This window comes from Micromonospora sp. MH33, from assembly GCF_003013775.1.
GTDB classification, from domain to species: Bacteria; Actinomycetota; Actinomycetes; order Mycobacteriales; family Micromonosporaceae; genus Micromonospora; species Micromonospora fulviviridis.
In genome coordinates, this window is sequence record NZ_MUYZ01000028.1 from 15,235 (window position 1) to 41,760 (window position 26,526).

A 26,526-nucleotide genomic window follows, 5' to 3' on the forward strand; every position below is an offset into this window, starting at 1 on the left:
GATGCGTGTCGCGCTGTTCGTCACCTGCCTTGCCGACACGCTCTTTCCCGAGGCGGCGAAGGCGACCGTCCGGCTGTTGGAGCGGCTCGGCCACGAGGTGGTGTTCCCCGCCGACCAGACCTGCTGCGGGCAGATGCACGTGAACACCGGCTACCCGGACGAGGCGGTGCGGCTGGTCCGCCGGCACGTGCGCGTCTTCGCCCCGTACGACGTGGTGGTGGCCCCGTCCGGCTCATGCGTCGGGTCGGTGCGGCACCAGCACGCGATGGTGGCCCGCCGGGCCGGGGACGAACGGCTGGCCAGCCGGGCCGAGGAGGTGGGCCGGCGCACGTACGAGCTGTCCGAGCTGCTGGTGGACGTGCTCGGCGTGACCGATGTGGGCGCCTACTTCCCGCACCGGGTGACGTACCACCCGACGTGTCATTCGCTGCGCATGCTCCGTGTCGGGGACAAACCGCTGCGGCTGCTGCGCGAGGTGCGGGGGCTGGATCTGGTGGAGTTGCCGGAGGCGGAGCAATGCTGCGGCTTCGGCGGCACGTTCGCGGTGAAGAATGCGGACACGTCGACCGCGATGTTGGCGGACAAGATGCGCCACGTGCTCTCGACTCGGGCGGACGTGTGCACGGCGGGGGACGCGTCGTGCCTGATGCACATCGGTGGCGGGCTGTCACGGCTGCGGGCCGGGGTGCGCACCATGCACCTGGCAGAGATCCTGGCCAGCACCGAGGATGAGGACGGGGCGGGGGAGCGGGACCAGTGGGAGGTGCGGTCGTGACGCGGACGTTCCTGGGCATGCCGACGACGGCCCCACGAGGGGTGGGCCACCTGCGCGGGGACGAGCCGTTCCCAGCCGCCGCGCGCCGTGGCCTCGCCGACCCGCAACTGCGCCGCAACCTGCGGCACGCCACGACCACGATCCGCGCCAAGTCCGGTGCGGTCATCGCCGAGGTGCCGGACTGGCAACAGTTGCGGGCCGCCGGCTCGGCGATCAAGGCCGATACCATGGCCCGGCTTCCGGAGCTGCTGGAGCAGCTGGAGGCGGCGGTCACCGCGGCGGGCGGCACGGTCCACTGGGCGGCCGACGCGGTGGAGGCGAACCGGATCGTCACCGACCTGGTCCGGGCCACCGGCGCCGACCGGGTGATGAAGGTCAAGTCGATGGCCACCCAGGAGATCGGGCTCAACGAGGCCCTTGAGGCGGCCGGGATCGAACCGGTGGAGACGGACCTCGCGGAGTTGATCGTGCAGCTCGGCCGGGACCGCCCCAGCCACATCCTGGTGCCGGCGATCCACCGCAACCGGGCCGAGATCCGGGAGATCTTCCGGCGGGAGATGCCCGACGTCGACCCCGATCTCACCGACGAACCGGCGGTACTGGCCGCCGCCGCGCGTCAACACCTGCGTCAGACCTTCCTCAGCACGAAGGTGGCCGTGTCCGGGGCGAACTTCGCCGTCGCCGAGACCGGCACCCTCGCGGTCGTCGAATCGGAGGGCAACGGGCGCATGTGCCTGACCCTGCCGGAAACGTTGATCACCGTGATGGGCATCGAGAAGGTCGTGCCCACCTGGGCCGACCTCGGAGTCTTCCTGCAACTGCTGCCCCGGGCCTCCACCGGGGAGCGGATGAACCCGTACACGTCGATGTGGACCGGGGTCACCCCCGGCGACGGGCCGCAGCAGGTGCACCTTGTGCTGCTGGACAACGGGCGCAGCGCGGTGCTCGCCGACCCGGTCGGCCGGCAGGCGCTGCACTGCATCCGCTGCTCCGCCTGCCTCAACGTCTGCCCGGTCTACGAACGCACCGGCGGGCACGCCTACGGCTCGGTCTATCCGGGACCGATCGGGGCGGTGCTGTCCCCGCAACTGACCGGGGTCGCCGACAACCCGTCCCTGCCGTACGCGTCGTCGCTCTGCGGCGCCTGCTACGACGCCTGCCCGGTCATGATCGACATTCCGGAGCTGCTGGTCCACCTGCGCGCCCAAGCCCCACACCCCCGCAGCGAAGCCATCGCGATGGCCGCCGCCGCGTACACCATGGACCACCCCGCGCTGTACGCGGCCGCGCAACGCGCCGCACACCTGGGCAGGATCGCCGGCCCCGCCCTGCCACCACCGTTGAACGGCTGGACCGCCAGCCGGGACCTGCCCGCCGCGCCCCCGCAAACCTTCCGCCGATGGTGGGCCGAGCGGTGAACGCACGGGAGCTCGTCCTCAGCCGGATCCGCGCCGCCCTCGGCCAAGCCCCGGCGACAGCAGTCGACGTCGCCCGCGAGTACCGGCCCGCCGGCTCCGCCGCCGCCGACCTCGACCTGCTGGCCCACCGGCTCACCGACTACCGGGCCACCGTCCACCGCTGCGCCGACGATGAGGTCGCGCAGGTCGTCGACGGGATCCTCGGCGGCGGACGCGTCGTGATCCCGCCCGGGCTTCCCCGCCACTGGCTGCCCGACACCGTCGCCACGGTGGTCGACGAGAGCCTCACCGCGGCGCAGATCGCCGCCGTCGATGGGGTGGTCACGGCGGCGGCCGTGGCTGTCGCCGAAACCGGCACCATCGTGCTCGACGCCCACCCGGACCAGGGCCGTCGGATCATCACCCTGCTGCCCGACGTGCACGTCTGCGTGCTGCGGACCGAGCAGATCGTCGCCGACGTGCCCAGCGCCCTCGCCCGATTGGCTCCGCACCGGCCTTTGACCTGGATCAGCGGGCCCTCCGCCACCAGCGACATCGAACTCAACCGGGTTGAGGGCGTCCACGGCCCTCGCAACCTGCACGTGGTAATCACGACGTCCGCAGAGAAGCGTGAACGGCGCCCTGGAGTTTCAGGGCGGGCAGACCCATCAGGCGAGGGTGACAGCGCCGCCGAGGAACACCGGGACTGAAGCCATGCCGGCTGGGGGCCACGTACCGAGCGGGCGGCGAGGCCGACCCGAGCACGTGGTCCACAGCCGGCAAGTGTCAGAGCTGCTGCGGGAGCACGAGGCGAAACGAGCCCTCTACACCCGCCAGGCCATCGGGTTCACCGCCTCCGGGGTGATTTGGCTCGCCGGGGCGGTAACGGAGGGGCCCTGCGACGCTGACGCGGCATGGCGACTATGGACCGACAGCCCGCTGACCGAAGCCGCGAGACGCCAGCCATCACGAAGACTCTAAATCACCCTCTACGCGACCCACCTAAGACGCCTGCGACGAGCGCCTAAGGCGGTATGCGGGCGGGATATATGGCGCTTACCCGATGAACCGCGACCGGGCTTAGCCATAGCTTTTCCTCAGGCCCGGCGGTGATGCCGGAAACGAGCCCGAAGGAGCCAGAGATGTTCAAGAAGGTGGCGTTGACGATGGCGCTGGCGGTGACTGTGGCTCCGGCCGCGGTGGCCGCGACCGGGTCGGCCGCGTGGGCGGCCGAAAACTACCCGCAGGGGCTGCGGAGCGTCAACAACAGTCAGATGTACATGGATGTGACCGGAGGGTCACGAACCCCCGGCACGAAGATCATCCAGTGGACCGCCAACGCCGGAAACCAGTGGTACGCCAGCTTGGGGCCGAACCAGCAGTGGATGCTTCCGATCAACGCCGATGGCAGCTTCGACCGCGCCACCGGCGCGATCAAGAACGTGAACAGCGGCCTCTGCATGGAGACCGGCGGAATCGCGGGCTACCCAGTGTACCAGTGGACCTGCAACGGCTCAGATCATCAGCAGTGGCGCCTTGAGGTGTTCTACCAGTGGGACTGGGCCGACTTCCAAGTTGTCTCGCACACGCGGATCGTCAATCCGATGTCGGGGCTCGTGCTCGACGTGAATCAGGGCAGCAAGAACGCCGGAGCGTCGATCATCGTCTGGCCGGCGCACGGGGGCGACAACCAGGCCTGGGACATCAGCCGCCTGTGACCACGAGTTCAACCGCCGCCTGACCTGATATCCGCTATACCTCGAGACCAACCGGTGTGGAAGGCTACGTCGTGAGTAAGCCGAGGCGGTGAGCGAGGACGGCCGCCTCGGTACGACTGGCGGCGTCGAGCTTGGCCAGGATGTTGGAAACGTGCACACTCGCGGTCTTCGGGCTGATGAACAGCGCGGTGGCGATCTGCCCGTTGGAGCATCCTTCGGCGACCAGTGCGAGCACCTCGCGCTCGCGGTCGGTGAGCCGGAACCCGATCTGTCGCTGTGATTGGGATTCACCGGTGGTGGCGGACGACGATTGTTCGAGGCGTAGGCGGGCCCGGCGAGCCAGCGCTCGTACGTCGTGGGAGGTGGTGGCGGCCAGATCGTCGGCGAGACGTAGGCACTCCTGGGCCGTAGCCCCGGCCGCGCTCGTGTCCGACGGAGTGGTGCCGCACTGGGCCTCGGCGAGGCGGAACAGGCTGTAGCACAAGGGGAATGCCTCGTCGGCGGCGCGGCAGGCGGTCACGGCGGCCTGCCATGCGGCAACCTCACCGCTACCGTTGAGTCGTGCCGCCTCAGCGGTAGTGAGCGCGTAGTACGCCTGCGCGGGTGTGGCATTCCTCGGGATCGCCACGGCGAGGGCCTGGAGCGCGTCGTGACGCTGACGAATGTCCGTATTAGATGGCTCGCCCGCTGCGGCGTCGGCCTCGATCCGCATGCCGAGCCAGATCAACGGCCAGGCGTAGCGCACTCCTTGGCCGACGATGGGCCGGTCGAGTGCCGCGCGCACGTGCTGCCGGGCCGCCGCGAGGTCTCCGGCGGCCCGGGCCAGCTCGGCCTCGATGAACGTCATCGGTGCCGTGAACTGCGCGTCCGTGCCGCCACCGAACTGGTGGCGGGCTTCCCGCAGGTCGGACTCGGCCGCCTGCGCAGCGCCCTGCCACCCCTGAAGCTCTCCGCGCTGCAGCAGCAGGGTGCTGGCGAAGACTCCGCTCGGGTCGTCGGCGAGCGACTCGGTGACCAGATCCAGAGCTTCGCGCCAGCGGCCCAGCCGCATCAGCGACTCGGCGAGATTGCCGACCAGCATCGCCCCCAACGAACGGGTGTGACCGAGCCGAGCGGCCAGCTCGACTCCGGCGCGGGCGGCGTCGGCGGCCTCAGCGTGCCGGCCGAGCATCTCCAACAGGTCGGAGAGGTTGATGTAACCGCGCAGCGCCACCCCGGACAGTCCCTCGCGTTCGGCCAGGGCAAGCCCATCATGAAGCGCGGTGAGCCCGGACGGCGCGTCGCCCAGGTACCCGCAGGTGTGGCCGAGAGTGATGAGCGCGTCGGCCTGCTGCGCGGTCGCGCCGACCGCCGCGGCTGCCTCCACCGCGCTACGCGCGACCTCCACCCCCTGCTCCAGTTCGTCGATGCGCATGAGCGAGTTGGCCAGCGACGCCAACACCGCGGCGTGTGTGGTGGTCAGGGGCTGGGCAGGTAGCAAGGCCAAGGCTTCGCGTAGTTGCCCGCCGGCTTCCTCGTCGCGTCCCAGCGCCCGCAGCATGTACGCTCGCCGTTCCACCACATGCGCCTGACGGACCGGATCGGTGACGGATTCAGGATCGGCCAGCACCTGATCCACGATCGACAGGCCGCGGTTGATTTCGCCGGCGGCCCAAGCCGCCTCGGCCGCCAGTACGTTGAGTCCGACCCAGTCCACGCCGGCGCGTTCGGCGGCGTCGGACACCCGGGTCCAGAGCTGCAGCGCCCGTTCCAGGTGGTGCAGCGCCTCGGCCGAGGCGTACCCCGCGGCCGCCTGCCGCCCCGCCTGCACCGACGCAGACAGCGCCCGCGGCAGATCCAGCGCGGCATACCAGTGGTGCGCCAACGTCGCCGCCACGCCGGTGTCGTCGCCCAACAGAGTCGGATCGGATTCCAACGCTGCGCCGTACGCCGCGTGCAGGCGTACCCGTTCGCCGGGCAGCATGTCCTCGTACACGGCATCGCGGGTCAACTCGTGCCGGAACGCGTAGCCGCGGCCGCTGTGGTCCACCACGAGCAGGTGGTGCTCGACCGTCTCACGCAGCGCCGGATACAGCTGCGCCTCCGGCATGCCCACGACCACTTCTAGTAGGCGGTCCTCCACCCGAGGGCTGGCCGCCGCGGCCGCGCGCAACACCCGCTGAGCAGCCTCCGACACCCGCTCAGTACGCGCCAGCAACACATCGCGCAGCGAGGGCGGCAGGTCGCCCGGGTCCGCCCCACCATCGACGGCAGCGAGAATCTCCTCCACCAGGAACGCATTGCCCTGCGAACGCTCGAACACCACGGCGGCAAAGTGCGCGCCGGGCGCCGTCCTACGGATGGCCTGCAACTGCGCGGCCACCTCCTCCCGGCTGAACCGGCCCACCTCGATGCGCTCCACGCTGCGCACCCGCTCCCAGCCGGTCACCAGCGGGCGTAGCGGGTGCCGTCGGTGCAGCTCGTCGGAGCGGTACGTGAGCAGCAGAAGTACCCCCAGCTCACGCAGCGTCTGGACCAGGAACGCCACCAGATCGCGGGTCGACCGGTCGGCCCAGTGCAGGTCCTCGACGACCAGGAGCAGCGGACGCTGCGCCGCGAGCCGGGTGATCAGCCCCAGCACGTGCTCGAACAGTTGCGCCGCCGACCCGTCCTGCCTCGCACCGACCGTCCCAGCCGGGTCCAGCTCCGGCAGGAGGCGGGCGAACTCGCGACGGGCCGGACCCAGCAGCCGATCCAACTCGTCCGCCGGGGTCGAACGGGCCAAGGCGCGCAGCACGTCCACCAGCGGTGCCAGAGGGATACCCTCGCCGCCGAGCTCCACGCACCCGCCGCTGAGCACCCGTACCCCGCGGCCGGCGGCGCCTGCGGCAAGCTCCTGGGTTAACCGGGACTTGCCCACTCCGGCCTCCCCAGCGATCAGCGCGACGGCGGGCGTGCCAGTGATGACCTGGTCGAGGAGGGCACGCAGCCGGCCGAGTTCGCGCCGACGGCCGACGACGACGGGGCTCACAAGATCACGACTCACTTCGGAAGCGTATGGCGGGCCAACTTCGGGCACCATCGGATGAAAGCTCACACAGTGGCGGCATTGGTCGATCCCTGACCGTCGCCCGTCGCCCGTCGCCCGGCTGTCAATCCCTTCCTGCAGGTCCGCTTCCGGCTGTCCAGCAACGGCAGTGAGCTCGCCACTGCCGACGGCCCGTACGCGGACTTCCCGGTGCCCGCCGACAAAGCCGCCTACCGCCTGGAAGCCACCGTCACCCGTGGCGCCCCGGACACCCTGTCGACGTCGGTCTCGGTGGCCTGGACCTTCACCTCGGCGCACACGTCGACGCCGGAGCGACTGCCCCTGACGACGGCCCGGCCGACGCCCGCGCTCGACGGCACCAACACGGCCCGGGCAGGCAGGACCATGACCATCCCCGTGAGGTTGGACCAGCAGGCCGGCTCAGCCGCGGCGCCGGGCTGCACGCTCGGTGTCGCCGCGTCCTTCGACGACGGCCGGACGTGGACCGCGTTGCCGGTCTCTCACGGCGTCGCCCGCATCACCCATCCGCGACGGCCCGGTTTCGTGTCGCTGCGCCTGACGGCCACCGACACCGCCGGCAACACGGTGACGGAGACAATCCAACGGGCATACCGGATCGCCTGAACCGCGAGTCCGGGGCGGCCGATGCCGCCCCGGACCGTGGCCTCCACCGATCAGCCGTAGGTGCGGAGTGAATCTTCGCAAGTCAGGGGCCGAGAGAGGGAGCTGTAGAAGCCGACCGGTCCGACGCCGCTGGAGAAGCCGGTACGGCCGCCACCGACGTGGATCCGGGCGGCGCGCGGCCCGACGCTGGTGCGGATCCCTCGGGAGGAGGCCCGGATACGCACGCCCGGCGCCAACTTGATCGAGAACCCCATCCGCTGACCGTAGACCGCCACGACCTCGAGCCCGTTCATCCAGCGATCCGACGTTGCCTCGCCGATCGGGCCAGTTGGCCCGACCGGGCGGGCGGCTGGGTGGCCGCCCGCCCGGATGGTGCCGGTCAGCAGTGGGGTAGGCGGAAGCTGGCGATGCGGGTCTGCCAGCCGTTGCCGTTGGGTGCCTGGGCTGCGCCGGCCTGGGTGTAGTACTCGTTGACGTACCAGAAGGTGCAGTCGTCGACGGGGTCGATGTTCATGGAGCTGTAGTCGCCCCAGCGGGAGTTGAGGCTGGTCTGCGCGGCGGTGCCGTTCACGATGGTCCCCTCGCCGAGGGTGAACTGGCCGCGCCGGTCGCCGGCCAGGCGGCCGGTGTAGCGGATGCCGGGGTAGACGTCGGTGCCGTTGACCACGCTGTAGCCGAGGGCGAAGTTGCCCTTCCGGTCCTGGGCGATGCTGCCCATCCAGCGGTTGACGGTGTCGTTGGGGGCGAAGGTGCCTTCCTGGCGGATGGTGTAGTTGCCGCGCTTGTCGCGGCGTAGTTCCCACCAGCGCATGCCGGCTTGGCCGGGCAGCGCCTCGACGGACTGGTTGGTGACCATGGACTCGTACGAGCCGAATGTGCGGTAGGCCAGCCGCCAGGTGGGCCGCTGCCGGTAGGAGAGCACGTCGAGGTACTGGTCGCGGTTGGTGATGCCGGGCTGGGGCAGGCAGTCACGAGCGGTCGGCTGGCAGGGGAAGACCGAGTCGAACCCGGCAGTGGGGAGTTGGGTCTTGAGCCCGATGGACGCGGTGGGAGCGGCGTTCCAGGTGACCTTGAACTCCCAGACGTTGACGGCGTCGAAGGTCGCGCCGTAGCCGGCGCCGTCGTCCTGGGTGCCGACGATCGGCGCGGGGGAACCGGCCGGCGGTGCCTTGGGCCCGTCGACGTCGGCGGGGAGCAGGCCGTCGCCGATGAGGTTGAGCGGAACCTTGCCCTCCTGGAGCAGGAAGCTCACCGCGCGGGCATTCGGGTCGCCGGCGATCATTCGGCTCCGCTCAAGGCCGTAGACGCCGATGCCGTAGATGGACGCGTCGATCGTGCCGAACTCGCGGGTGGTGATCAGGTAGGAATCGCCCCAGACCCCGTACTTGGGATAGTCGGGGAAGTTGTAGCCGGTGCTGAAGGCATAGCGGTAGTAGGAGCCGGTCGGGTCGCCGGTGGTGGAGACGGCGATGCAGTTGTAGAACAGGTTGGCCGGCTCGTCCGGGTAGTCCGAGCCGCGGGTGGTGAACTGGGTGAGAATCCACCGGTCGGCCCGCTGGTCGTAGAGAACGACCGGGTCGCCGGAGTTCTCGGTGCACTCGTCAACCGGGAAGCCCGCCCACAGGTCCCCGACCGCGAGGGGGCCGAGCAGCAGGCGGCCGGTCTTGGAGTAGACGCCGAAGACGAGGTTGACCATCTCGACGTAGTGATTCGGTCCGACGTCACCGACCGGATCGGGCGGGTTGACCCGGCCGCCGAGGACGTTGAAGTTGTCCTGGTTGCTCAGGCCTTCGAAGTTCGCGGTGGTACCGCCGATCGTCCTCGGCGGCTTCTTGGCCTGGACCGCCCCGTCCGGGGAGTGGCCGCGGTCGCTCAGCCGGGGGCCGCGCTCCTCGGGCAACTGCGGCGGCGTCGGCGCCAGCGAGCGCCGGGAGGTGCGGGCGACGTCGCGCAGGGGCGCGGTGACGTCGAAGGCGGCCGGCTTGCTGAAGCTCGCCTTGCCGGTTGCGGGCGCCGGGTCCGGTTGTGCCTGGGCGGTGTGAGCGGGCGTGAGCAGGCTGGCCAGGAGCACGCCGACTCCCAGTGCCGCCAGACGTCGGATGCGTCGTCGTTGACTTCCGTCGATCACGTGGTCCTCCCGTTAATCCACAACAGTAGATCTCTTGGGAAACCCTATGAGGCGATAATCGCCATGCCGCAGCGTCGATCGCGTCTGAAGCTTGGTGCGGGAAGTGACAATCCGGCCCGATAACCGAGGGTGATTAGCGTGCCCGGTATTCCGACAGGCTGTGATCGGAAGGGCAGCCGGCGAGACGTCGGGCGACTTGTGCACGAAGAGCGACTTGACTGGTGAGCGCTCGTGCCCGGGGGAGTGGGGCAGGTCCTATCGCCTCGCCCCGCCCCGCGATGGCTCATGGGGCCCGACCGGTGGGTCACCGACCCGGTACTCGATCTCTCCCGTACCGGCGCGCTGCGTGTCCTCGGCAACAGCGTTGTCCATGCCCGAGCTGCGGCCGCCCTGCGTCTCCTGCTGTGCCGCCACCACTAACCATCACCACACATCGCGTGGCTCTTCGCGGGCGGACCAGCCGGCCGCCCTCGAAGAGCCACGCTCCGCTCTTGTCAGCCACTCCCACTGAGAAGCTGGACCTGCATGCCAACGCGCCCCGACGGTGGACTCAGGCGTGCTGGGTGGGCTGGTCAGGCGGCGAGGCGGCGCGCGACAGCGGGGATCACGATCGCGGCCGCGACCAGGTGGGTGAGCATCAGCAGCACCTTGGTGGCCGCCCCGGCATCGGCGATCACGTCCGGCACCAGCGACAGAACCGTCAGCACCACCGTCGTGCGGACGAACGCCCGCCGCGGACGCCGGGCGAAACGGAACAGCAGCGCGGCGATGACGACGCCCAGCAGCGAAAAAGCAGCGGTCAGCACGCCGAACCCCGCCACCGGGATCGGGGCACCGCCCACCTCGAGGCTGACCCCTGCCGTGTGGCCGGCGGCGGCGACGGCCATGGTGGCGGCGCTCGCGGCAACCGTGGCGACGACACCGGACCGGATCATCACACCGAAGGTCGAAGTGGTGGCGCGGGTCGTGGTCACAGTGGTGGTCATCGTGCCCTCCAGGGGGTGTATGGACCGGCTCGGTACCGGGCTCTCACCAGGACGACGAAGAGGACCACCCCCAATCGACAAGCACGCCCAAATTTTTTTCGAGGACATTCGCCACGGGTATACGGCGAGGCGGTCACCGCGCATACGGTGACGTTCGCTCACCCGTCATTCCGGCGCCGGCCGGTCCGGCCCGTACCGCCGGACGGGGACGGGCCCGGCGCGGAGAGGGGTCCTCCGCGCCGGGCCGCGGGATCGGGTGGGGTCAGCCGGCCGCGCAGGTGGCCGTCGCGCCCGGGCCGGTGCCGGTGCCCTGGAAGCCGAAGTTGGTCGACTGATGGGCGCCGACGTGTCCGTTGTAGCCCACGTTGGTGAACCGGACGGTTCCGCTGCTGCCGCTGGCCTGGGCGTTCCAAGCGCCGGTGACCGCGGCGCCGCCGGGCAGCGTGATGGTCACGGTCCAGCCGTTGATGTCCGCAGAGCCGGCGGTGACCGTCACGCTTGCGGTGAAGCCGCCGGACCACTGGTTGACCGCCACCGACGCGGAGCAGCCGTTACCGGTCGGCGGCGTGGTGGTGGGGGGAGCCGTGGTGGGCGGCGCGGTCGTCGGCGGGGTCGTGGTCGGGGGAGCGGTGGTCGGCGGGGTCGTGGTCGGGGGAGCGGTGGTCGGCGGCGTGGTCGTCGGCGGCGCGGTGGTGGGTGGGTTGGGCGCACCGTTGGCCAGGCTGTAGGCCAGGTCGGGCTGGAACGAACCGGCCGTGTACCGGCAGCCGTCCGCCTCCCCCGGCGGCTTCACCCAGAGGTACGCGTCGATGTTGCCGTCGCCGGTGTTGGTCGTCGGGTACATCCCGATGCGCCGGTCGGAGTTGTCGTCGGCGCACCAGTCCCCGCTGGCACCCCCGTTGCGGCTGGTGTCGATGACCTGGCGCTTGCCGGGGATGCCCATGCCGGCGAGGGCGGAGATGACCGCCCGGCCGAAGTTCGCCTCGCCGGAGGTGGAGTTGAAGTTCGAGACGTTGGTGAAGAAGCCGTCGGCGTACTGCACGCCGGCCGCCCGGAGCCGGTTGGCCTGTTCGCCCGCGCTGTTCCAGGTGGAGTGGCCGCCGTCGAGGTACGCCTTGGCGTTGGGGTTGGCCGACTTGATGGTCTGGGTGGCCGTCGTGAGCGCCTGGTTACGCGCGCTGATCTCGCCGCCGCTCAGGCACGTCTGCAGGGCGAGCGAGTCGGTTTCCAGGATGATGATGACGGTCTGGTTGCCGAGTCCTCTGGCGAAGTTGGACACCCACGTCTGGTACTGGTTGAGGTCCGGCGCCCCACCTGCGCTGGCCCCGCCGCAGTCCCGGTTGGTGATCTCGTACACCGAAAGCACCGGGATCTGCTGCGCCGCGTTGGCGGCACCGACGAACCCGGAGACCTCGGACTGCACGGTCGACGGGTTGAAGTTGGCGAACCAGCGGGCCTGCGGCTGACTCGCGATCTTGTCCCGGATGACGGCGGCACGCGAGTCGCCGGGATTGGCGGCGACCCAGCGGACAACGGCCGAACTCGGGTCGCGGTAGAGCGATCCGGATACCGTGCCGGCGGACGCGCCGCCGACGGCGAGGCAGACGCCGGCGGCGGCGGTGCCCGCGATTGCCGCCACACTGATGGCCGCCGATCTGCGGTGCCGGGGGGAGAGGATGGCCACGACGTGTTTCCTCCTGATCGCATAGACGTGTCTAAGTTCATGGGAGCGTTCCCATGGACGGTATCGGAGGCGCGCGCCGCTGCCAAGATGTGAAGACTCGTCGTTGAGGGAGTGGCCGCGTTTGTGTGTCAAGCTCGCGCAGGGTCTCGTCTCGCCGTGCTCGTCCAGCGCCGACCAGCTGGAGCGTTCGGCGCGGCAGGCCACCGTGCGGACCACGTGCAGTTGTGCGGCGATCGGGGTCCCGCCGGCGAGCTTCCGGTCCCGCCCCACGCCCTCCGATTCCGCGAACAGCCAGCGCAGGCCCACGGGACGCGTTGCGACAAGGACTTCCCCTCGGGGGCAGCCCCGCCGATCGTCTGAGCCCACCCGAACGGAATCGAACGGCCTCGAACGCGTTGTCCCGGACCGGCCGGCGCCGGCGCGGATAGCGTCTCGACCGAGCGCCGTGATGGCAGCCGGTGGTGGGGCAGGACTGGAGGGCGGGGTGACCGAGCGCGCCGCGACGTACGCCGAGGTGTTCGCCGTGCGCGAGTACCGCTACCTGTTCGCGGCGTACCTGCTGTCCCTGGCAGGTGATCAGCTCACGGCCGTGACCGTGGCGTACCTCGTCTACACCCGCACCGGCTCGGCCGCGCTGGCGGCGGCCGCCTACGCCAGTTCCTACCTGGCCTGGCTCACGGGCGGGCCACTGCTCTCCGGCCTTGCCGACCGGTTTCCCCGGCGGCGGATCCTGGTGGCGTGCGACCTTGCTCGCGCGGCGCTCATCCCGGCGGCGGCGCTGCTGGACCTCGCCGCGCCTGCCCTGGTGGTGTTGCTCTTCGCGGTCAACCTGATGCGGCCGCCGTTCGTGGCCGCGCGGGCGGCGTTGATGCCCGAGGTGCTCGACGGCGACCGTTATGCGGTGGCGAACGGCGTGGACAACATCTGCGCCCAGGTCATGCAGGTGGTCGGCTTCGCCGTCGGGGGGAGTCTGGTGGCGTTGCTGTCGCTACGCGGTGCGCTGCTGGTGGACGCCGGCACGTTCCTGGCCTCGGCGATGCTGATCATGATCGGCGTCCGTCCCCGCCCCGCGCCCCGCCCGTCGCGGAGCCCGGACCGCCCTGGCCGGGCTGCCGGTCTGCGGGTGATCTGCACCGATTCTCGGCTGCGCGCCTACGTCCTCGTCCTGTGGACGGCCAGCGCCTTCACCTACGCCGCCGAGGGACTGATGGTGCCGCTGGCCCGCCAGTACGGCGGCGGCGCCGGCACCGTCGGACTGTTGCTGGCGGCGGCGCCGGCGGGGATGGCCCTCGGCGGGGTGGCCCTCACCCGGCTCTGTCCGCCGGCGGCGCGGGCGCGACTGATCCTGCCCCTTGCCGCTCTGTCCGCCGGGGTGCTGGCGGCGGCCTGGCTCGTCCCTCCAGTGTGGCTGATGCTCCTGTTGTTGGTGCTGGCCGGCGCCGCGACTGCCTTCGCCATCCCGCTGAACGCGTTGTTCGGCCGGGCGGTGCCGGCGGAATACCGGGGACGCGCGTTCGGGGTGGCCATCACCGGTCTGAGCGGGCTCCAGGGGACGGCGATGGTCACGGCGGGCCTGGCCGCGGATCGTTGGTCGGCCACCACGGTGATCGGATTCAGCGGGCTGTCGGGCGCGGTGGCGGTCCTCGCTCTCGCGCCGCTGTGGCCACGGCCGCATGCTCCCGCGCCGGTGCGGTTCGAGGTCCCGGTCGAACAAGCTCGAACACCCTCGACCGCCGATAGCCCTACCGCCGAAGCGGGCGGCGGCCGACGCTGAGATGACCGGGCGGGCACGGGGCCGCCACGTAGGGAGAGGAGAAGCGCATGCGCAGCGTCGGCAAGCGTGGCGTCAGCTGGACCTGATCCAGAAGCTCCATCCCATCGGCGACGCGTCTCCGGATCCCACCGGATCCGGAGGAAGTCGACCGCTCTGACGAGAGGAGGTGCGGGCGATGCGGAAGGACGACTGCACCGGCTGAGACACGCCAACGATGGTGGGTGGTCGCCGCGAGGTGACCACCCACCCCCGCGACCGCTGGAGGAGTTATGCGCAGTCAGGGTGGCTACCCACTCACCATGGGCCAGCTCTCCATGTGGCGAGCCCTCTCGGTGCGCCCCCCGGAGCAGCTGTGGGAGTCCAATCAGGACCTGGTGTGGTCGGTTCCGGCCGGGACCACCGAGGAGCAGGTGCGGAACGCTCTCACCGCGCTGGCGGCACGGCATGAGTCGCTGCGCACCGTCTACCGCCCGGCCGAGGATCCGGGCGGCGTGCGGCAGGTGGTCCTGCGCGACCCGCCCGTGCACCTCACCGAGGCGTCCGCGCGGGAGCCGTTCGACCTCGCCGCCCAGCCGGCGTGGCGGGCCTGGGTGCGTACTCCCGACGACGGCGGGTCACCGCAGGTCCACCTGGTGATCCACCACATCGCGGCCGACGGCGCGGCGGTGCGGATCCTGGAGTCCGACTTTCACCTCCTGCTGCGTGGTGGCCGCCCCGCCGACGCCCCCGCGCCCCGCGAGGTGGCCGAACGCCAGCGCGGTGACGCGTTCCGGGCCCGGTTGACCGCGGCCGGCGAGTACCGTCGGCGGACCGTCGCCGCGGCGCCGCGGGTCCCGGTGTCCCGGGGTCCCCTGGTGCGGGCCTGCGCGCACACCGGTATCCCGTACGACGCGGTTCGCCAGGCGGCGCGGGGCCTGCAGGTCACCCTGCCCACCCTGCTGCTCACGGTCTACGCGCAGGCGCTGGCCCTGACCACGGGTCTGACCGATCAGTTGCTGTGGCAGTTGGCCGCGAACCGGCTGGATCCCTCAGTGCGGCGCCTGGTGTCGTCCATGACCCAGTGGGTGCCCATGTTTACCGTCAGCGACCCCGATGGGCCGGTGCGCCCGATGGCCCGTGAGGTGAACGTCGCGGCGGTGCGTGCCATGCAGCACGGCGTGTACGACCCGTTCGCCGTGACACCCATGGACTTCGACCACGGCAGCTTCTTCACCTTCATCCCGGCGCCGGCCGACGCCGATCCGGCGCCGTCGGAGATGGTTCCCGGGCGTATCGAGTTTCTCCCGCCCCGCGCGTACAGCGGGGCCAGCTTCTATCTGATGGCCCGGGTGCACCCCTACGTGCAGGTCACCGTGCGGGTGATGCGCAGCGGGTACGGGCGCGCCGAGGTGGAACGCTTCCTGACCACCATGGCCGACCTCCTGCTGCGCGCGGTGAAGGAGGCGGCGTGAGCGGCAGCCTCTGGCGACACCGTGACTTCATGGTGTTGTGGTCGGGCCGAACCCTCAGCGAGGTCGGCGATGCCGTCTCGATGCTGGCGATCCCGCTGCTGGCCGTCACCGTCCTGGATGCCTCCGCCGTGGAGGTCGGCGTCCTCAGCGCCACCCGGATGGCCGCCTACCTGTTCCTGTCCCTACCCGCCGGGGTTTGGGTGGACCGGATGCGCAAACGCCGCGTCATGGTGGCCTGTCACCTCGTGCGGGCCGCGCTGGTGGCCACCGTCGCCGTCGGCGCGTGGGCCGGCTGGGTCACGATGGCGCAGCTGTGGATCGTCGCGCTGCTGTCCAGCGTCTGCACCGTGCTGTATGAGACCGCGCATCAGAGCTTCCTGCCGACGGTCGTCGCCGGAGACCAACTGCTCGACGCCAACGGCAAGCTGGCGACCACGTACTCGGTCTCGCGGATCGCCGGATACGGCGTGGGCGGCGCGCTGGTGTCGGCGCTGGGCGTGGCGCGTACCGCGGGCATCGACGCGCTCGCCTACCTGGTGAACGCGGTGTCCCTGATGCTGATCCGCAGTCGGGAGGAGCCGCCGGCCGTGGCGCAGCGTCGGGACTTCCGCCGGGAGTTGGTCGCCGGCCTGTCCTTCGTGTTCCGCCACCCGATCATGCCCAGACTGGTGGCGGCCTCGGCGTCGCTCAACCTGTTCAGTCAGATGATCTTCGCGTTGGCGATCCTGTACCTGGTGCGCGACCTACGCCTGAGCGAGCACATGGTCGGCGTGGTGTTGGCGTTGACCACGCTGGGTGGGATCGGTGGTGGCGTGGTGTCCGCGCGGCTGGCGCGGCTGGTGGGCACGGCCCGGATCATCTGGATCGCTCCGCTGGGGCTCGGCTGGACCGTGCTGCTCGTGCCGGTCGCCCAGCCCGGCTGGGGTGCGCTCGCCTACACCGCCGGCATGGCGGGGCTGGGGGCGGTGTTCGCCGTCTACAACGCTGCGGCAATCAGCTATCGGCAGCGGGTCTGCCCGCCGGAGCTGTTGGGCAGGATGACCGCCTCGGTCCGGTGGGTGATCTTCGGGGTGATGCCGGTGGGTGCCCTGGCGGGCGGGCTGCTGGGCAGCTGGCTGGGAGTGCGGCCGACGCTCTGGATCGCCGCCGCCGGAGTGTGGGCGTCCGGCCTGCTGCTCTATTTCTCGCCGCTGCGGCGGTGGCGTGACCTGCCGGACGAGGCCGTCGCGCGGGACGCCGGGCAGTCGCCGACGAGATTACCGGCACCGCACGGGCGGGCGCCGGCCGACACGGCCGGGAAGGCCATGGGAGGTGTACGAGGTGGATGACCAGCCGTTCGGGCAGCGGATTCTGTCCTGGGCGGGCGGGCCGGCGGACATCGACCGGTTCGTGGCGCTGGGCGCCATCCGGCTGCCCGCGGAGCCCGACCCGGCCGCCCTGCGGCGGGCGCTGGACGTGATCGTGGCCCGGCATCCCGTACTGGGTGAGGCGCCGGTTGCGCTGCGTACGGTTGACGACGTGTGGGCGGCGGCCGCAGCCGGCCGGTACCCGCCCGATGCGCGGTGCCTGCTCTGGGCGTACCTGGCCGGCCGCGAGTTGCTGCTCGTGGCGCACCACACCGTGTCCGACCCGTGGTCGATGCGGCTGCTGCTCCGCGAGGTGCTGAAGCCGCAGACCCGTCCGGCGCCCTCCTACCACGACAGCGGGTCCACCTACGCCTCCCGGAGAGTGAACCGGTCCCTGCCGTTCTGGCAGCGGATGCTCGCCGACGTGCCGGCCCTCGTCCCGGGTACGGCCAGCGAAGCCGGCACGGCCGAGATCAGGACGCCGAGCGGCATCACCCAGGAGCAGTCGGCAGCGGTCGCCCGGACCGTACGCAGTACACCGTTCGTCGTCCTGCTCACCGCGTTCGCGCGGGCCCTCGGCCCGCTGTGCCACGGCGAGGCCGTCATTCCGGTGCTGACCCACGGCCGGCAGCGCTCCGACTGGGACACCGTGGGGCTGTACATGAATGTGCTGCCGGTGCGGCTCGGCACGCCGACGGTGGCGGCGGTGCACCGCGCGTTCGCCGAAGCGTACGCGCACGAGATTCCGTTTCCGGTGCTGCTGGACGCGGTGCCGCAGGCCGGTGCGCTGTTCGCCGACGGCGGACCGGGCCTGGCCCAGTTCGAGGTCATCCAGGTGCCGGACGGTGCCGGCATGGAGCCGCTGACGATCCCTGCCGGGCTCGGGCTGGGCGGGCCGGTGCTGCCCGTCAACGGGCTGACGTTCTGGCTCGAGCCGGGTGCGGGCGGCGGCTACACCATCTGCCTGCGGTACCGCCGCTCGTACCGCGAGGCCGAGATGCGTGCCCTGACGAGGCGGTTCATCGACAGTTGGGAGAATGTCCGTGCCGACGCGAACCGAGCTTGAGTCGATGCTGACCCGGCTGTGGAGCGAGAAGCTGAACATCACGCCAGTGGGTGTCGAGGACGACTTCTTCGCCCTCGGCGGCGACTCGCTGCTCGCCGCCGACCTGCTGATGGACCTCTACGAGCGGCTCGGCGTCGAGATCGACGCCGCGGTGCTGTTCCTCAAGCCGACCATCGCCGAGTTGGTCGACGAGGTACTGGCCGCATGAGAACGCCACCGTGTGGCCACACCCGGCCCCCAGCCAGTACCGACCTCGCCGACCCCGCCCTGCACGGCACGGGCGACCTGCACCACGTGTGGCGGGCGCTGCGCCGGTGGGAACCCGTCCGCTGGCAGTCGGTCCAGGGCAGGCCGGGCTTCTGGGCGGTGACCCGCTACGCCGATGCCCGAACGGTCCTGACCGACCATGCCAGGTTCACCTCCACCGGCGGGGTGATGCTCAACATGCTGGGCCGGCCGGAACCGGCGCAGAATCAGCAGTTCGCGGCGTCCGACCCGCCGCGGCACGGCCTCATTCGGGGACCGCTGCAACGCGAGATGACCACACGTGCGGTGGCGCGGCACGGGCCGGCAATCCGTTCCTTCGTACGGGAGATGCTTCGCCCCGCCAGCGGGGTGGTGGACTTCGCCGAGCTCACCTCCGCCCTGCCGCTGGCCTTCCTGGGGCCGCTGATGGGCATCCCGGCCGGGGACTGGCCCACGCTGGCCCGGTGGGTGTCGATGTCGGTGGCCGAGCGCGACCCGGAGGTCATGCTGCCGGCCGGCCCCTCCGCGACCCTCGACCGCGGGCACCGGGAACTGTTCGCATACCTGCTCAACCTGGTGATCGAGCACCGGCGGCGCCCGCGCGGGGACCTGGTGGACCTGCTGGCGGCCATGCCGCTGCGTCCCGGCGCGGTCGTGGCCAACTGCTACAGCCTGCTCCTCGGCGGCAGCGCCGCCATCCCGCACGTACCCCGCGCGGCCCTGGCCGAGCTGATCCGCACCGGCGGTTACGAGCACTGGGCCCGCCAACCCGAGCGGGTAGGGCGCGCGGTGGAGGAGGCGCTGCGGTTCACCTCGCCGGCCGGGCACTTCATGCGGTTGGCGACGCGGGACACCACACTCGGCGGCGTACCCGTCGCCGCGGGCGACGCCGTCGTGGTGTGGCTCGGGTCGGCCAACCGCGACGAGACGCTCTTCCCCAACGCCGGCACCCTGGACCTGGATCGCCACCCGAACCGGCATCTGGCCTTTGGAGACGGGCGGCACTACTGCCTGGGGGCGGCGGTCGCCAGACTGACCTTGCGCACCTTCTTCGAGGAACTGTTCGCCACCTTCGCGTCCTTCGAGCCTGCCGGCGAGGTCGAGCGCGTACGGTCGACGTGGCTGGGCGGGATCAAGCGGATGCCGGTCGTGGCCAGGCGGCGATGATCATCGAGGCGCTGGCGGCGCAACTGCGCTCCCGCCGGGAGGCGCCGGCCGTGGTGGATCCCGAGCAGACCCTGACGTACGCGGACCTGGACGGCTTGAGCGGCGCGGTCGCCGCCCACCTCGTGCAGCGGGGAGTGGCCGTGGGGGAGCCGGTGATCGTGCACACCCGACTGTCGCGCTGGGCCATTGTGGCCATGCTCGGCGTACTGCGGGCGGGCGCGCGCTACGTCCCCGTCGACGCGGCCTTCCCGGCGGCCCGCCGCGAACTGATGGCCGCGGGCAGCGGCGCCGCCGTCGTGCTCACCGAGAGCCTGCTGGCGTCGCTGCGTCCGGCTCGCCGCGACTGGCGGGACGGGCCCGACGCGTACACGCTGTTCACCAGCGGCTCCACCGGCGTGCCGAAGGCGGTCACGGTGTCGCGGGCGGCGCTGAGCTACTCGACCGGTGCCCGCCTGGACTACTACGGTCTTGCGCCGAAGCGGTTCCTGCTGTGCTCGTCGATCTCGTTCGACAGTTCGGTGGCGGGCATCTACTGGGCGCTGTGCACGGGGGGCACCCTGGTCATCCCGAGCGACCGGCCGTTCGACGTGCGGGCGCTGATCCGGGCCGGCGCCGCGCACCGGCCCACCCACACCCTGATGGTGCCGTCCCTGTACCGGCTGGTGCTGCGTTCGCCGGTGCCCAGCCTGACCACCGTGATCGTGGCCGGGGAGAGCTGCCCGCCCGGTCTGGTCGACCTGCACCACGAGCGAATGCCCCACGCGACGCTCTACAACGAGTACGGCCCCACCGAGTGCACCGTCTGGAGCACCGTGCACAGGTGCTCGGTGGGCGAGGACCCGGTGCCCATCGGCCGTCCGATCCCTGGCACGACGATCTCGATCGACGACGGCGAGCTGTGCATCTCCTCGCCGGGCGTGGTGTCCGGAGGGCCGGTGTACCGCACCGGCGACCGGGTCAGCATGGGCGCCGACGGCCTGCTCCGCTACCACGGACGCGTCGACGAGCAGCTCAAGGTCGGCGGCATGCGCATCGAACCGGCCGAAATCGAGCACGCCCTGATGTCCCACCCGGCGGTGCTCCTCGCCGGCGTCGCCGTTCCCTACCAGGGTGTCGCGTTCGTTGTCTGCGCCGAACCGGTGGATCAGAAAGCCCTGCGCGCACACCTGCTCGAACGGCTGCCCGCCGTGGCCGTTCCCACCGCCTTCGAGCGGGTGCGGCGGTTGCCCACCCTGCCCAACGGCAAACTCGACAGGCGTGCCCTGAGCCGCTCCGGCCGCCCGGGACACGGCCACGACGGACCGGCCGCTCGTGCCGCAGCCTCGCGCCGCAGTCGCGACGGCGACAGCACATGCGATGTCCGCAAGGCCGGCGGCTCGACCCACCCATCGGATTGGCCGCACACCACATGACATTCGAGAAGCAATCCTCCTCGACACAGGCCGGCGCGCGTGTCGCTGCGACCGCCGCGTACGCGAGCACCGCCCGAATCGACGACCTGCGCGCCACCGAGTATCGGCACCTCGACCGCGACGGCCGGGTCTACCTCGACTACGCCGGGGCCGGTGTGGCCGCACGGACCCAGGTCGTGGCCCACCACGACCGGTTGCTCTCGGGCCTGTACAGCAATCCGCACTCGGAGAATCCCACCTCAGAGACGACCGGATCGCTCGTCGAGTCGGCCCGGCGCGCGGTGCTCGACTTCTTCCGTGCCGACCCGACCGAGTACGCGGTCGTCTTCACCCCCAACGCCAGTGGCGCCTGCCGCCTGGTGGGCGAGGCGTACCGCTTCGGCCGCGGCCGCCCGCTCGTGCTGACCTGGGACAACCACAACTCCGTCAACGGCATCCGGGAGTACGCCCGCGCGGCTCGCGCCCCGGTCCGTTACGTGCCGCTGGCCGGGCCCGACCTGCGGGTGGCCGAATCCGACGTGATCGCCGCGCTGGCCACCGGACGGGGCGGGCCGGCCAGCCGTTCCCGGTGGCGCGGGTCCGGCGCCTCGGGGCTCTTCGCGTACCCGGCACAGAGCAACTTCACGGGAGTGCAGCATCCGCTGGGGTGGGTGGACCTGGCCCAGCAGCACGGGTACGACGTGCTGCTCGACGCCGCCGCGTTCGTCCCAACGAACCGGCTGGACCTGAGCGTCGTCCGCCCGGATTTCGTCTGCCTGAGCTGGTACAAACTCTTCGGTTATCCCACGGGGGTGGGGGGGCTGCTCGCCCGGCGCGACGCGTTGACCCGGCTGCGCCGCCCCTGGTTCGCGGGTGGCACCATCCGGGCGGTCAGCGTCCAGGGCGACTGGCACCAGCCGATGGGGGACGAGTCCGGCTTCGAGGACGGCACGCTCAACTTCCTCAGCATCCCCGATGTGGAGTTCGGGCTGCGCTGGCTGGACGCGATCGGCGTCGACCTCGTTCACACCCGGGTCGGCCTGCTCACCGGGTGGCTGCTGGAGCGGCTTGCTGCGTTGCGACACAGCAACGGCCGGCCGCTGGTTCGGGTCTACGGGCCGCCGACGGGCGATGCCCGGGGTGGCACCGTAGCGTTCAACTTCCGCCACCCGGACGGCTCGGTCGTCGACGAGCGGCTCGTCGCGCTCGAATCGTCGGCGGCCGGCTTCGCCCTGCGTACGGGGTGCTTCTGCAATCCGGGCGCGGCCGAGGCCGCCTTCGGGATCAGCCGCGGCTCCCTGCACCGAACGATCCTCGCGCGCGCAGAGACGATCGACCAGCACCTCGCCGCGCTGGGGCTGCCGACCGGCGGGGCGGTACGCGTCTCCTTCGGTCTGGCCTCGACCGCGGCCGACGCGGAACGCTTCCTGGCCTTCGCCGCGTCGACCTACCTGGATCGCAACGGCCCCGCCGACATCCGGCTGGCACCACGGATACGCTGCTGACCGCCAGCCAGCAGTCGTATCACGTACATCGCGCTGGTCGGCGTCACATCAGGGCCGGAACGCATCTGAGGTGGCTTCGACACCCCAGCAGTGGCGCTGACCGTCAGTGCGGTTCAGCGGGGGTCGTGGCCTGCGCCAGGGCGGCGCGGAGCCGGGCGCATGCCTGCGGGTCCAGCCCGTCGAGCCGGTCCAGGGCCTCCCGCCAGTGCCGGCGAGCCACGGCGCTGTGTCCGAGGCCCGCGTGGGCGTCCCCCAGCATCTGCAACGCCAGGCCGATGCCCCGCTGGTGCTCGTGGCGCCGGCAGATCTCCAGTGACTCGGCCGCGCGGCCGATCGCCGCCCGGTGGTCACCGGAAGCCCGCAGCGTCTCGGCGAAGTTGACCAGCGCCTGGGCCTCGCGTAGCGGATCGGTGCCGCTGTCGGCGACGGCGCGTCCCGCCTCGTGACAGGCGATGGCGCGGGAGTAGTCGCCTTGGCGCTGATACACCAGTGCCAGGTTGTCGAGCACCGACCCCTCCTTGTGTCGGTGGCCGAGTTGCCGCCGGATGACCAGGGCCGCCTGCAGGTGGTGCAGGGCGCCGGTGAGGTCGCCGCGGTCGCGCAGGGCGTTTCCGAGGTTGTTGAGGATGGCGGCCTCCCGGCTCCGGTCGCCGAGTTCGCGATGCACGGCCAGGCACCGCTCCAGGATCGGGATCGCCTCGTCGAGCCGGCCCTGGCGCAGCAGCGCGACCGCGATGACGTTGAGCGCGGACGCTTCGCCTGAGCGGTCGTCGCTCCGGCTCGCCGCCGTGACGGCGAGGTCGCCGAACTGCAGCTGCTCGGCGATGTATCCGGCGTAGTCGAGGAACTTGGCTGCCACGAGGGCCAGGTCGCGGACCTCGGTGAGTGTCCGTCCGGCCGCCATCTGCTGGCGGGCAATCAGCAACAGGTTGGTGTGCTCCCGCTCGAGCCAGGCCCATGCGTCGGCGGTGTTGCCGAGTGGTGGGCCGGGACGCGTCGGCCCGGTCGGCTCGTCGACGCCGAACCGGTCGTCCGGGTAGAGCAGCCGGGCGGCGCGGGTGGTGGTCGTGAGCAGCCATGCGGTCAGGCTGCCGAGGGCCTCCTCCCGGTGGGGCGGGTCGTCCACGGCCTGCGCCCGCTCCCGGGCGTAGAGCCGGACGACGTCATGGAAGCGGTAGCGGTCGCCCCCGGCCGACTCGACCAGGTGCGCTTCTACCAACGCGTCCAGCGCCTGCTCCGCGGCGGTGACCGGCAGATTGGCCAGCGCCGCGCAGCCGTACGACGTGAGGTGCGTCCAGTCCGGCAGCGCGGCGAGCCGGAAGAGCCGGGCCGCCTGCCGGCGTTCGTCCTGCCGCGCGTCCTCGAACGCCTGGTAGCCCACATGCAGGCTGGCCCGTACGGACAGGTCACCGACCTCCAGGACGTCCAGCCGCGTGCCCTCGTCGTCCATCCGCTCGGCCAGGCCGGTGAGCGAGGCGTCCGGCCGGGCCGCGGCGCGGGCGCCGACGATGCGCAACGCCAGCGGCAACCCGCCGCACCGGCGGACGACCGTCGCGGCTGCGGCCGGTTCCGCCTGCAGGCGTTGGGCGCCGGTGAACCCGGCGAGCAGGGCGTGCGCCGCGTCGTCGGGTAACGGATCGAGGCGGATCCGGGCCGTCGTGTCCAGGTCGGGGAGCATGCCCCGGCTCGTGATGATCGTGGCGCACTCAGGTCCGCTGGCCAGCAGCGGTCGGACCTGCGCCGCCGACGCGGCGTTGTCCAACACCACGAGCACGCCCCGATCGGCGGTCCAGGTGCGCAACAACGCCGATGCCTCGTCGAGCGAGGCGGGGACGGCGGGCGCGCCCAGCGCCCGCAGGAACCGGCCCATCACGTCCGCGGGCTCGGCCGCCGCGATGCCGTCGGTGGCCCCGCGCAGGTCCGCATAGAGGCAGCCGCCGCCGTAACGCCCGACGATCCGGTGCGCGACGTGCAGGGCGAGCGCGGACTTACCGACACCGCCGGCACCCTCGACCAGGCAGACCGCGGCGTCGACCACCGTTGACGCGAGCAGCCGGCCGATTTCCGCCGAGCGGCCGACCATCAACGGTGGCGCCGGCGGCAGTTGATACGGAACCGGTGCCCCTGACCCGCCTTCCACCGGCCGCGCCTCGTCGGCGGTCGGCCACGGCAACCCACGCAACACAGTCCGGTCCCGCCCCCCGCCGGACGCCGCCCGTGCCCCTTCCGGGCCGACCGTCCCGGCCCCGCCGCCTGCGGAGATCAGGCGTAGGGCGGCGGAGCGCTGCGTAGGGGATGTCGGTCCGGTACCGTCGGAGCCCGGCGCGGCGACGGGACCGCTCGGGCCGGTGGTGCGGCCGGCCGGACCCACCGGGGCGTGTCCGAGTCGGCTCGATGAGGTTCCGCGTGCGGCCGCCGGGGGCCTCGCCGCCGTACGGGCGGCAGCCAGCCGGCCCCACACGGCCAGCCACGCTGCCGCGCGGTCGTCCGGCACGCCGGAGGCCCGCAGCAGGGCCGACACCAGATCGCGGCGGGGCAGCGTTGACCGGCCCAGCATCGTCGCCAGGGTGCTCGCCGGCAGCACGTCCCCGTTGCGCTGCGCGCGGCGGGCAATCTCACGGTAGGCGAGGCCGGACTGGTCACGGACGCGACGCAGCAGCATGACGTACTGCTCCGGGCTGGTCGCGGTGCTCGGGTTGACGCCGAAGTCGGCGGCCGTCATGCGCGCCCTCACGTCAGGTGTCACGTGCCCGGGGCCGAGGGGCGCCGGGCGGTTCTGCCAGAGTGCGTTACACGCTACCGTGCCCGCGCCAGGGATCGCCGCCCCGTCACTCCCCAGTGGACAGACACGAACCCCGCTGCCTACGCGTCACCCGACCAGCGACCGGGTTTGGTTTTAGCTTGCGTACGCGTGCATTGAAGTAATCATGGCCTGGTCGTCGAAGGTCATGGTGTCGATGACCTCTCTGGTGGGGCCTTCGGCTGGTGTCGCGCGGAAGTGGAACGCGGCGTGGTGGTCGGCGATCGCCACCATAACCAGTTCCATTTTCCGTTGCTCGGTGAGGACGCCGGCAAAGTGCTGCTCGATGGCCGTTCGGCCGGTGACTGGGGGTCCGCCAGCGGGGTCATGCAGGCGGGCATCCGGTGTGTAGAGACCTGCCAGTGCGGTAGCGTCGGCGGCGCCGACGGCGGCGAGGTGAGCCTCGATGGTGGCCCTGATCTGCTCCGTGCTGGCCACGATCAACCGTCGCTTTCTGCCGAAGGACCCGCAGTCGAGGCAGGTCGCGCTTGCGCGTCGAGGACGACGCAGAGGACCCGGTGTAGCCGGTCGTCGGATCTCCCTGCAGGTCCAGGATCATCTGCTCACCGCCGTCGGCGAAGATGCTGTCGGTGGCGTTGGTGGTGTCGCGCTGCGGCCGGCCCCGATAGGGCGGGCGAGTGAAAACCTGGTCGGTGACCGGGTCGGGAAAGTAGAGCTGCGTGGTCACCGAGCGGTCGCCGAGGTGCGCGATGAGGTGGATGTGCACGGTGCGGCTGGCGTACCAGCCCGGGTAGATCGTGTTGAACGCGCACATCCCGCGCTGGTCGGTGCGCTGGCTGCCCCGCAGGTACGTCTCACCGGCGGCGATCACATCGTGCGGCACCGACTCCGAGGTGACCACCTGTCCCGGCCTCGCCTCGAATGGCTGGAAGCCGGAGTATCGGCCCACGTGGTCGGCCTGCCAGACCTCGACGAGGACGTCCGCGAGGGGAGTGGTGGCGTCCGCCGCCAGTAGGCGTAGCCCGAGGCGCAGCGGGAGGCCATCGCGGTCCTCGGTGATCTCCCGACGCTCGGGATGCACAGCTCGGTGGTATGGGCCCCGCGTCTGCTCGACCAACAACCGGCAGGTGACTCCGGTCGAGGCCAGTAGTTCGACGAGGTCCTCCTCCACCGTGCCAGTATGGTCCGCCGTTCGTTGCGGCGCCCGCGGTTCGCCGCCCGCCACCCGCGTAACCGATGCTTCTACCCAGGGGAGCGGTGATGGCAGACGACCGTGCTCCCTGCCGCAGGAGGTGGAGCGCCAGCCTTTACGCGCTGTTCACCAGCTGATTTTGGCTGCCACCGGCAGGTGGTCGCTGCCGGTGGCCGGCAGCAGCCATGAGCTCTCCGGCTTCACGCCGCGGACCAGGATCTGGTCGATCCGCACCACCGGGAACTTTGCCGGCCAGGTGAAGCCGAAGCCGTTCCCGGCCGTGTCCT

21 protein-coding genes and 1 pseudogene are annotated in these 26,526 nt (G+C 71.4%); 13 read left to right on the top strand and 9 right to left on the bottom strand.

The window, feature by feature from the left end; genetic code table 11:
- Nucleotide 1 precedes the first annotated feature (1 nt).
- From B0E53_RS07455 to B0E53_RS07470, 4 genes are all read left to right on the top strand, one after another.
- The gene (locus B0E53_RS07455) at nucleotides 2-775 is read left to right on the top strand and encodes a (Fe-S)-binding protein (protein ID WP_107075327.1); all 774 of its coding nucleotides are present in this window, start codon (nucleotides 2-4) and stop codon (nucleotides 773-775) included.
- A gap of 17 nt (nucleotides 776-792) precedes the next feature.
- Entirely contained in the window at nucleotides 793-2,193 is a 1,401-nt protein-coding gene (locus B0E53_RS07460; RefSeq protein WP_107075349.1) for a lactate utilization protein B, read from the top strand.
- Nucleotides 2,190-2,882: an LUD domain-containing protein gene (locus tag B0E53_RS07465; protein WP_246835288.1), complete on the top strand. Its 693-nt coding sequence runs from the start codon at nucleotides 2,190-2,192 to the stop codon at nucleotides 2,880-2,882. Before B0E53_RS07460 ends, B0E53_RS07465 begins: the two co-directional genes overlap by 4 nt.
- Nucleotides 2,883-3,314: 432 nt before the next feature.
- Nucleotides 3,315-3,890, top strand: a complete 576-nt coding sequence (locus B0E53_RS07470) for an RICIN domain-containing protein (protein WP_107075329.1) — start codon at nucleotides 3,315-3,317, stop codon at nucleotides 3,888-3,890.
- A gap of 64 nt (nucleotides 3,891-3,954) precedes the next feature.
- On the opposite strand, the gene B0E53_RS07475 is transcribed toward B0E53_RS07470, so the two are convergent.
- A complete protein-coding gene (locus B0E53_RS07475) occupies nucleotides 3,955-6,915 on the bottom strand; it encodes a helix-turn-helix transcriptional regulator (protein ID WP_168215257.1) in 2,961 nt (986 codons plus the stop codon).
- 273 nt (nucleotides 6,916-7,188) lie between these two features.
- On the opposite strand from B0E53_RS07475, the gene B0E53_RS07480 reads away from it, so the two are divergent.
- Nucleotides 7,189-7,542, top strand: coding sequence for a hypothetical protein (locus tag B0E53_RS07480; RefSeq protein ID WP_146167612.1), 354 nt, complete (start codon nucleotides 7,189-7,191; stop codon nucleotides 7,540-7,542).
- Between the two features lie 50 nt (nucleotides 7,543-7,592).
- Here the strand turns inward: B0E53_RS07480 and B0E53_RS07485 are convergent, their stop codons facing one another.
- The 4 genes from B0E53_RS07485 to B0E53_RS07505 all read right to left on the bottom strand — a co-directional run bounded on the left by B0E53_RS07485 (nucleotide 7,593) and on the right by B0E53_RS07505 (nucleotide 12,340).
- Nucleotides 7,593-7,835, bottom strand: a complete 243-nt coding sequence (locus tag B0E53_RS07485; RefSeq protein ID WP_107075332.1) for a DUF4236 domain-containing protein — start codon at nucleotides 7,833-7,835, stop codon at nucleotides 7,593-7,595.
- Between the two features lie 86 nt (nucleotides 7,836-7,921).
- Nucleotides 7,922-9,613, bottom strand: a complete 1,692-nt coding sequence (locus B0E53_RS07490; protein WP_107075333.1) for a hypothetical protein — start codon at nucleotides 9,611-9,613, stop codon at nucleotides 7,922-7,924.
- A 629-nt stretch (nucleotides 9,614-10,242) separates the two neighbouring features.
- Nucleotides 10,243-10,644, bottom strand: a complete 402-nt coding sequence (locus B0E53_RS07500; RefSeq protein ID WP_246835289.1) for a DUF6069 family protein — start codon at nucleotides 10,642-10,644, stop codon at nucleotides 10,243-10,245.
- 274 nt (nucleotides 10,645-10,918) lie between these two features.
- Complete coding sequence (locus B0E53_RS07505; RefSeq protein ID WP_107075336.1) at nucleotides 10,919-12,340, bottom strand: glycoside hydrolase family 6 protein; 1,422 nt, start codon at nucleotides 12,338-12,340, stop codon at nucleotides 10,919-10,921.
- A 484-nt stretch (nucleotides 12,341-12,824) separates the two neighbouring features.
- On the opposite strand from B0E53_RS07505, the gene B0E53_RS07510 reads away from it, so the two are divergent.
- From B0E53_RS07510 to B0E53_RS07545, 8 genes are all read left to right on the top strand, one after another.
- The gene (locus tag B0E53_RS07510; RefSeq protein ID WP_168215258.1) at nucleotides 12,825-14,114 is read left to right on the top strand and encodes an MFS transporter; all 1,290 of its coding nucleotides are present in this window, start codon (nucleotides 12,825-12,827) and stop codon (nucleotides 14,112-14,114) included.
- A 269-nt stretch (nucleotides 14,115-14,383) separates the two neighbouring features.
- Complete coding sequence (locus B0E53_RS07515; protein WP_107075338.1) at nucleotides 14,384-15,565, top strand: condensation domain-containing protein; 1,182 nt, start codon at nucleotides 14,384-14,386, stop codon at nucleotides 15,563-15,565.
- Nucleotides 15,562-16,893 (top strand): MFS transporter, encoded by a 1,332-nt coding sequence (locus tag B0E53_RS07520; protein ID WP_246835290.1) that lies wholly within the window; start codon nucleotides 15,562-15,564, stop codon nucleotides 16,891-16,893. The genes B0E53_RS07515 and B0E53_RS07520 overlap by 4 nt, the downstream gene beginning before the upstream one ends.
- Nucleotides 16,886-17,977 (top strand): condensation domain-containing protein, encoded by a 1,092-nt coding sequence (locus B0E53_RS07525; RefSeq protein ID WP_146167613.1) that lies wholly within the window; start codon nucleotides 16,886-16,888, stop codon nucleotides 17,975-17,977. The genes B0E53_RS07520 and B0E53_RS07525 overlap by 8 nt, the downstream gene beginning before the upstream one ends.
- Entirely contained in the window at nucleotides 17,955-18,185 is a 231-nt protein-coding gene (locus B0E53_RS07530; protein WP_168215259.1) for a phosphopantetheine-binding protein, read from the top strand. The genes B0E53_RS07525 and B0E53_RS07530 overlap by 23 nt, the downstream gene beginning before the upstream one ends.
- Nucleotides 18,182-19,390, top strand: coding sequence for a cytochrome P450 (locus tag B0E53_RS07535; RefSeq protein ID WP_107075341.1), 1,209 nt, complete (start codon nucleotides 18,182-18,184; stop codon nucleotides 19,388-19,390). The genes B0E53_RS07530 and B0E53_RS07535 overlap by 4 nt, the downstream gene beginning before the upstream one ends.
- A complete protein-coding gene (locus tag B0E53_RS07540; RefSeq protein ID WP_107075342.1) occupies nucleotides 19,387-20,802 on the top strand; it encodes an amino acid adenylation domain-containing protein in 1,416 nt (471 codons plus the stop codon). Before B0E53_RS07535 ends, B0E53_RS07540 begins: the two co-directional genes overlap by 4 nt.
- A complete protein-coding gene (locus B0E53_RS07545) occupies nucleotides 20,799-22,286 on the top strand; it encodes an aminotransferase class V-fold PLP-dependent enzyme (protein ID WP_107075343.1) in 1,488 nt (495 codons plus the stop codon). The genes B0E53_RS07540 and B0E53_RS07545 overlap by 4 nt, the downstream gene beginning before the upstream one ends.
- A gap of 103 nt (nucleotides 22,287-22,389) precedes the next feature.
- On the opposite strand, the gene B0E53_RS07550 is transcribed toward B0E53_RS07545, so the two are convergent.
- The 4 genes and pseudogenes from B0E53_RS07550 to B0E53_RS39140 form a co-directional block, all read right to left on the bottom strand.
- Nucleotides 22,390-25,008, bottom strand: a complete 2,619-nt coding sequence (locus B0E53_RS07550) for a tetratricopeptide repeat protein (RefSeq protein ID WP_107075344.1) — start codon at nucleotides 25,006-25,008, stop codon at nucleotides 22,390-22,392.
- 174 nt (nucleotides 25,009-25,182) lie between these two features.
- On the bottom strand, nucleotides 25,183-25,524 hold the full coding sequence (locus B0E53_RS07555) for a nuclear transport factor 2 family protein (protein WP_168215260.1): 342 nt from the start codon (nucleotides 25,522-25,524) through the stop codon (nucleotides 25,183-25,185).
- Nucleotides 25,412-26,128, bottom strand: a complete 717-nt coding sequence (locus B0E53_RS07560) for a hypothetical protein (RefSeq protein WP_210405979.1) — start codon at nucleotides 26,126-26,128, stop codon at nucleotides 25,412-25,414. The genes B0E53_RS07555 and B0E53_RS07560 overlap by 113 nt, the downstream gene beginning before the upstream one ends.
- 237 nt (nucleotides 26,129-26,365) lie before the next feature.
- Nucleotides 26,366-26,526, bottom strand: a pseudogene (locus B0E53_RS39140) (endonuclease/exonuclease/phosphatase family protein); the annotation flags it as partial.

Excerpts from the sequence above, each read along its gene's own strand:
- B0E53_RS07515 (WP_107075338.1), top strand. The coding sequence starts at position 14,384 with ATGCGCAGTCAGGGTGGCTACCCACTCACCATGGGCCAGCTCTCCATG.
- B0E53_RS07460 (WP_107075349.1), top strand. The coding sequence starts at position 793 with ATGCCGACGACGGCCCCACGAGGGGTGGGCCACCTGCGCGGGGACGAG.
- B0E53_RS07485 (WP_107075332.1), bottom strand. The coding sequence starts at position 7,835 with ATGAACGGGCTCGAGGTCGTGGCGGTCTACGGTCAGCGGATGGGGTTC.
- B0E53_RS07545 (WP_107075343.1), top strand. The coding sequence starts at position 20,799 with ATGACATTCGAGAAGCAATCCTCCTCGACACAGGCCGGCGCGCGTGTC.
- B0E53_RS07540 (WP_107075342.1), top strand. The coding sequence starts at position 19,387 with ATGATCATCGAGGCGCTGGCGGCGCAACTGCGCTCCCGCCGGGAGGCG.
- B0E53_RS07535 (WP_107075341.1), top strand. The coding sequence starts at position 18,182 with ATGAGAACGCCACCGTGTGGCCACACCCGGCCCCCAGCCAGTACCGAC.
- B0E53_RS07455 (WP_107075327.1), top strand. The coding sequence starts at position 2 with ATGCGTGTCGCGCTGTTCGTCACCTGCCTTGCCGACACGCTCTTTCCC.
- B0E53_RS07550 (WP_107075344.1), bottom strand. The coding sequence starts at position 25,008 with ATGACGGCCGCCGACTTCGGCGTCAACCCGAGCACCGCGACCAGCCCG.
- B0E53_RS07470 (WP_107075329.1), top strand. The coding sequence starts at position 3,315 with ATGTTCAAGAAGGTGGCGTTGACGATGGCGCTGGCGGTGACTGTGGCT.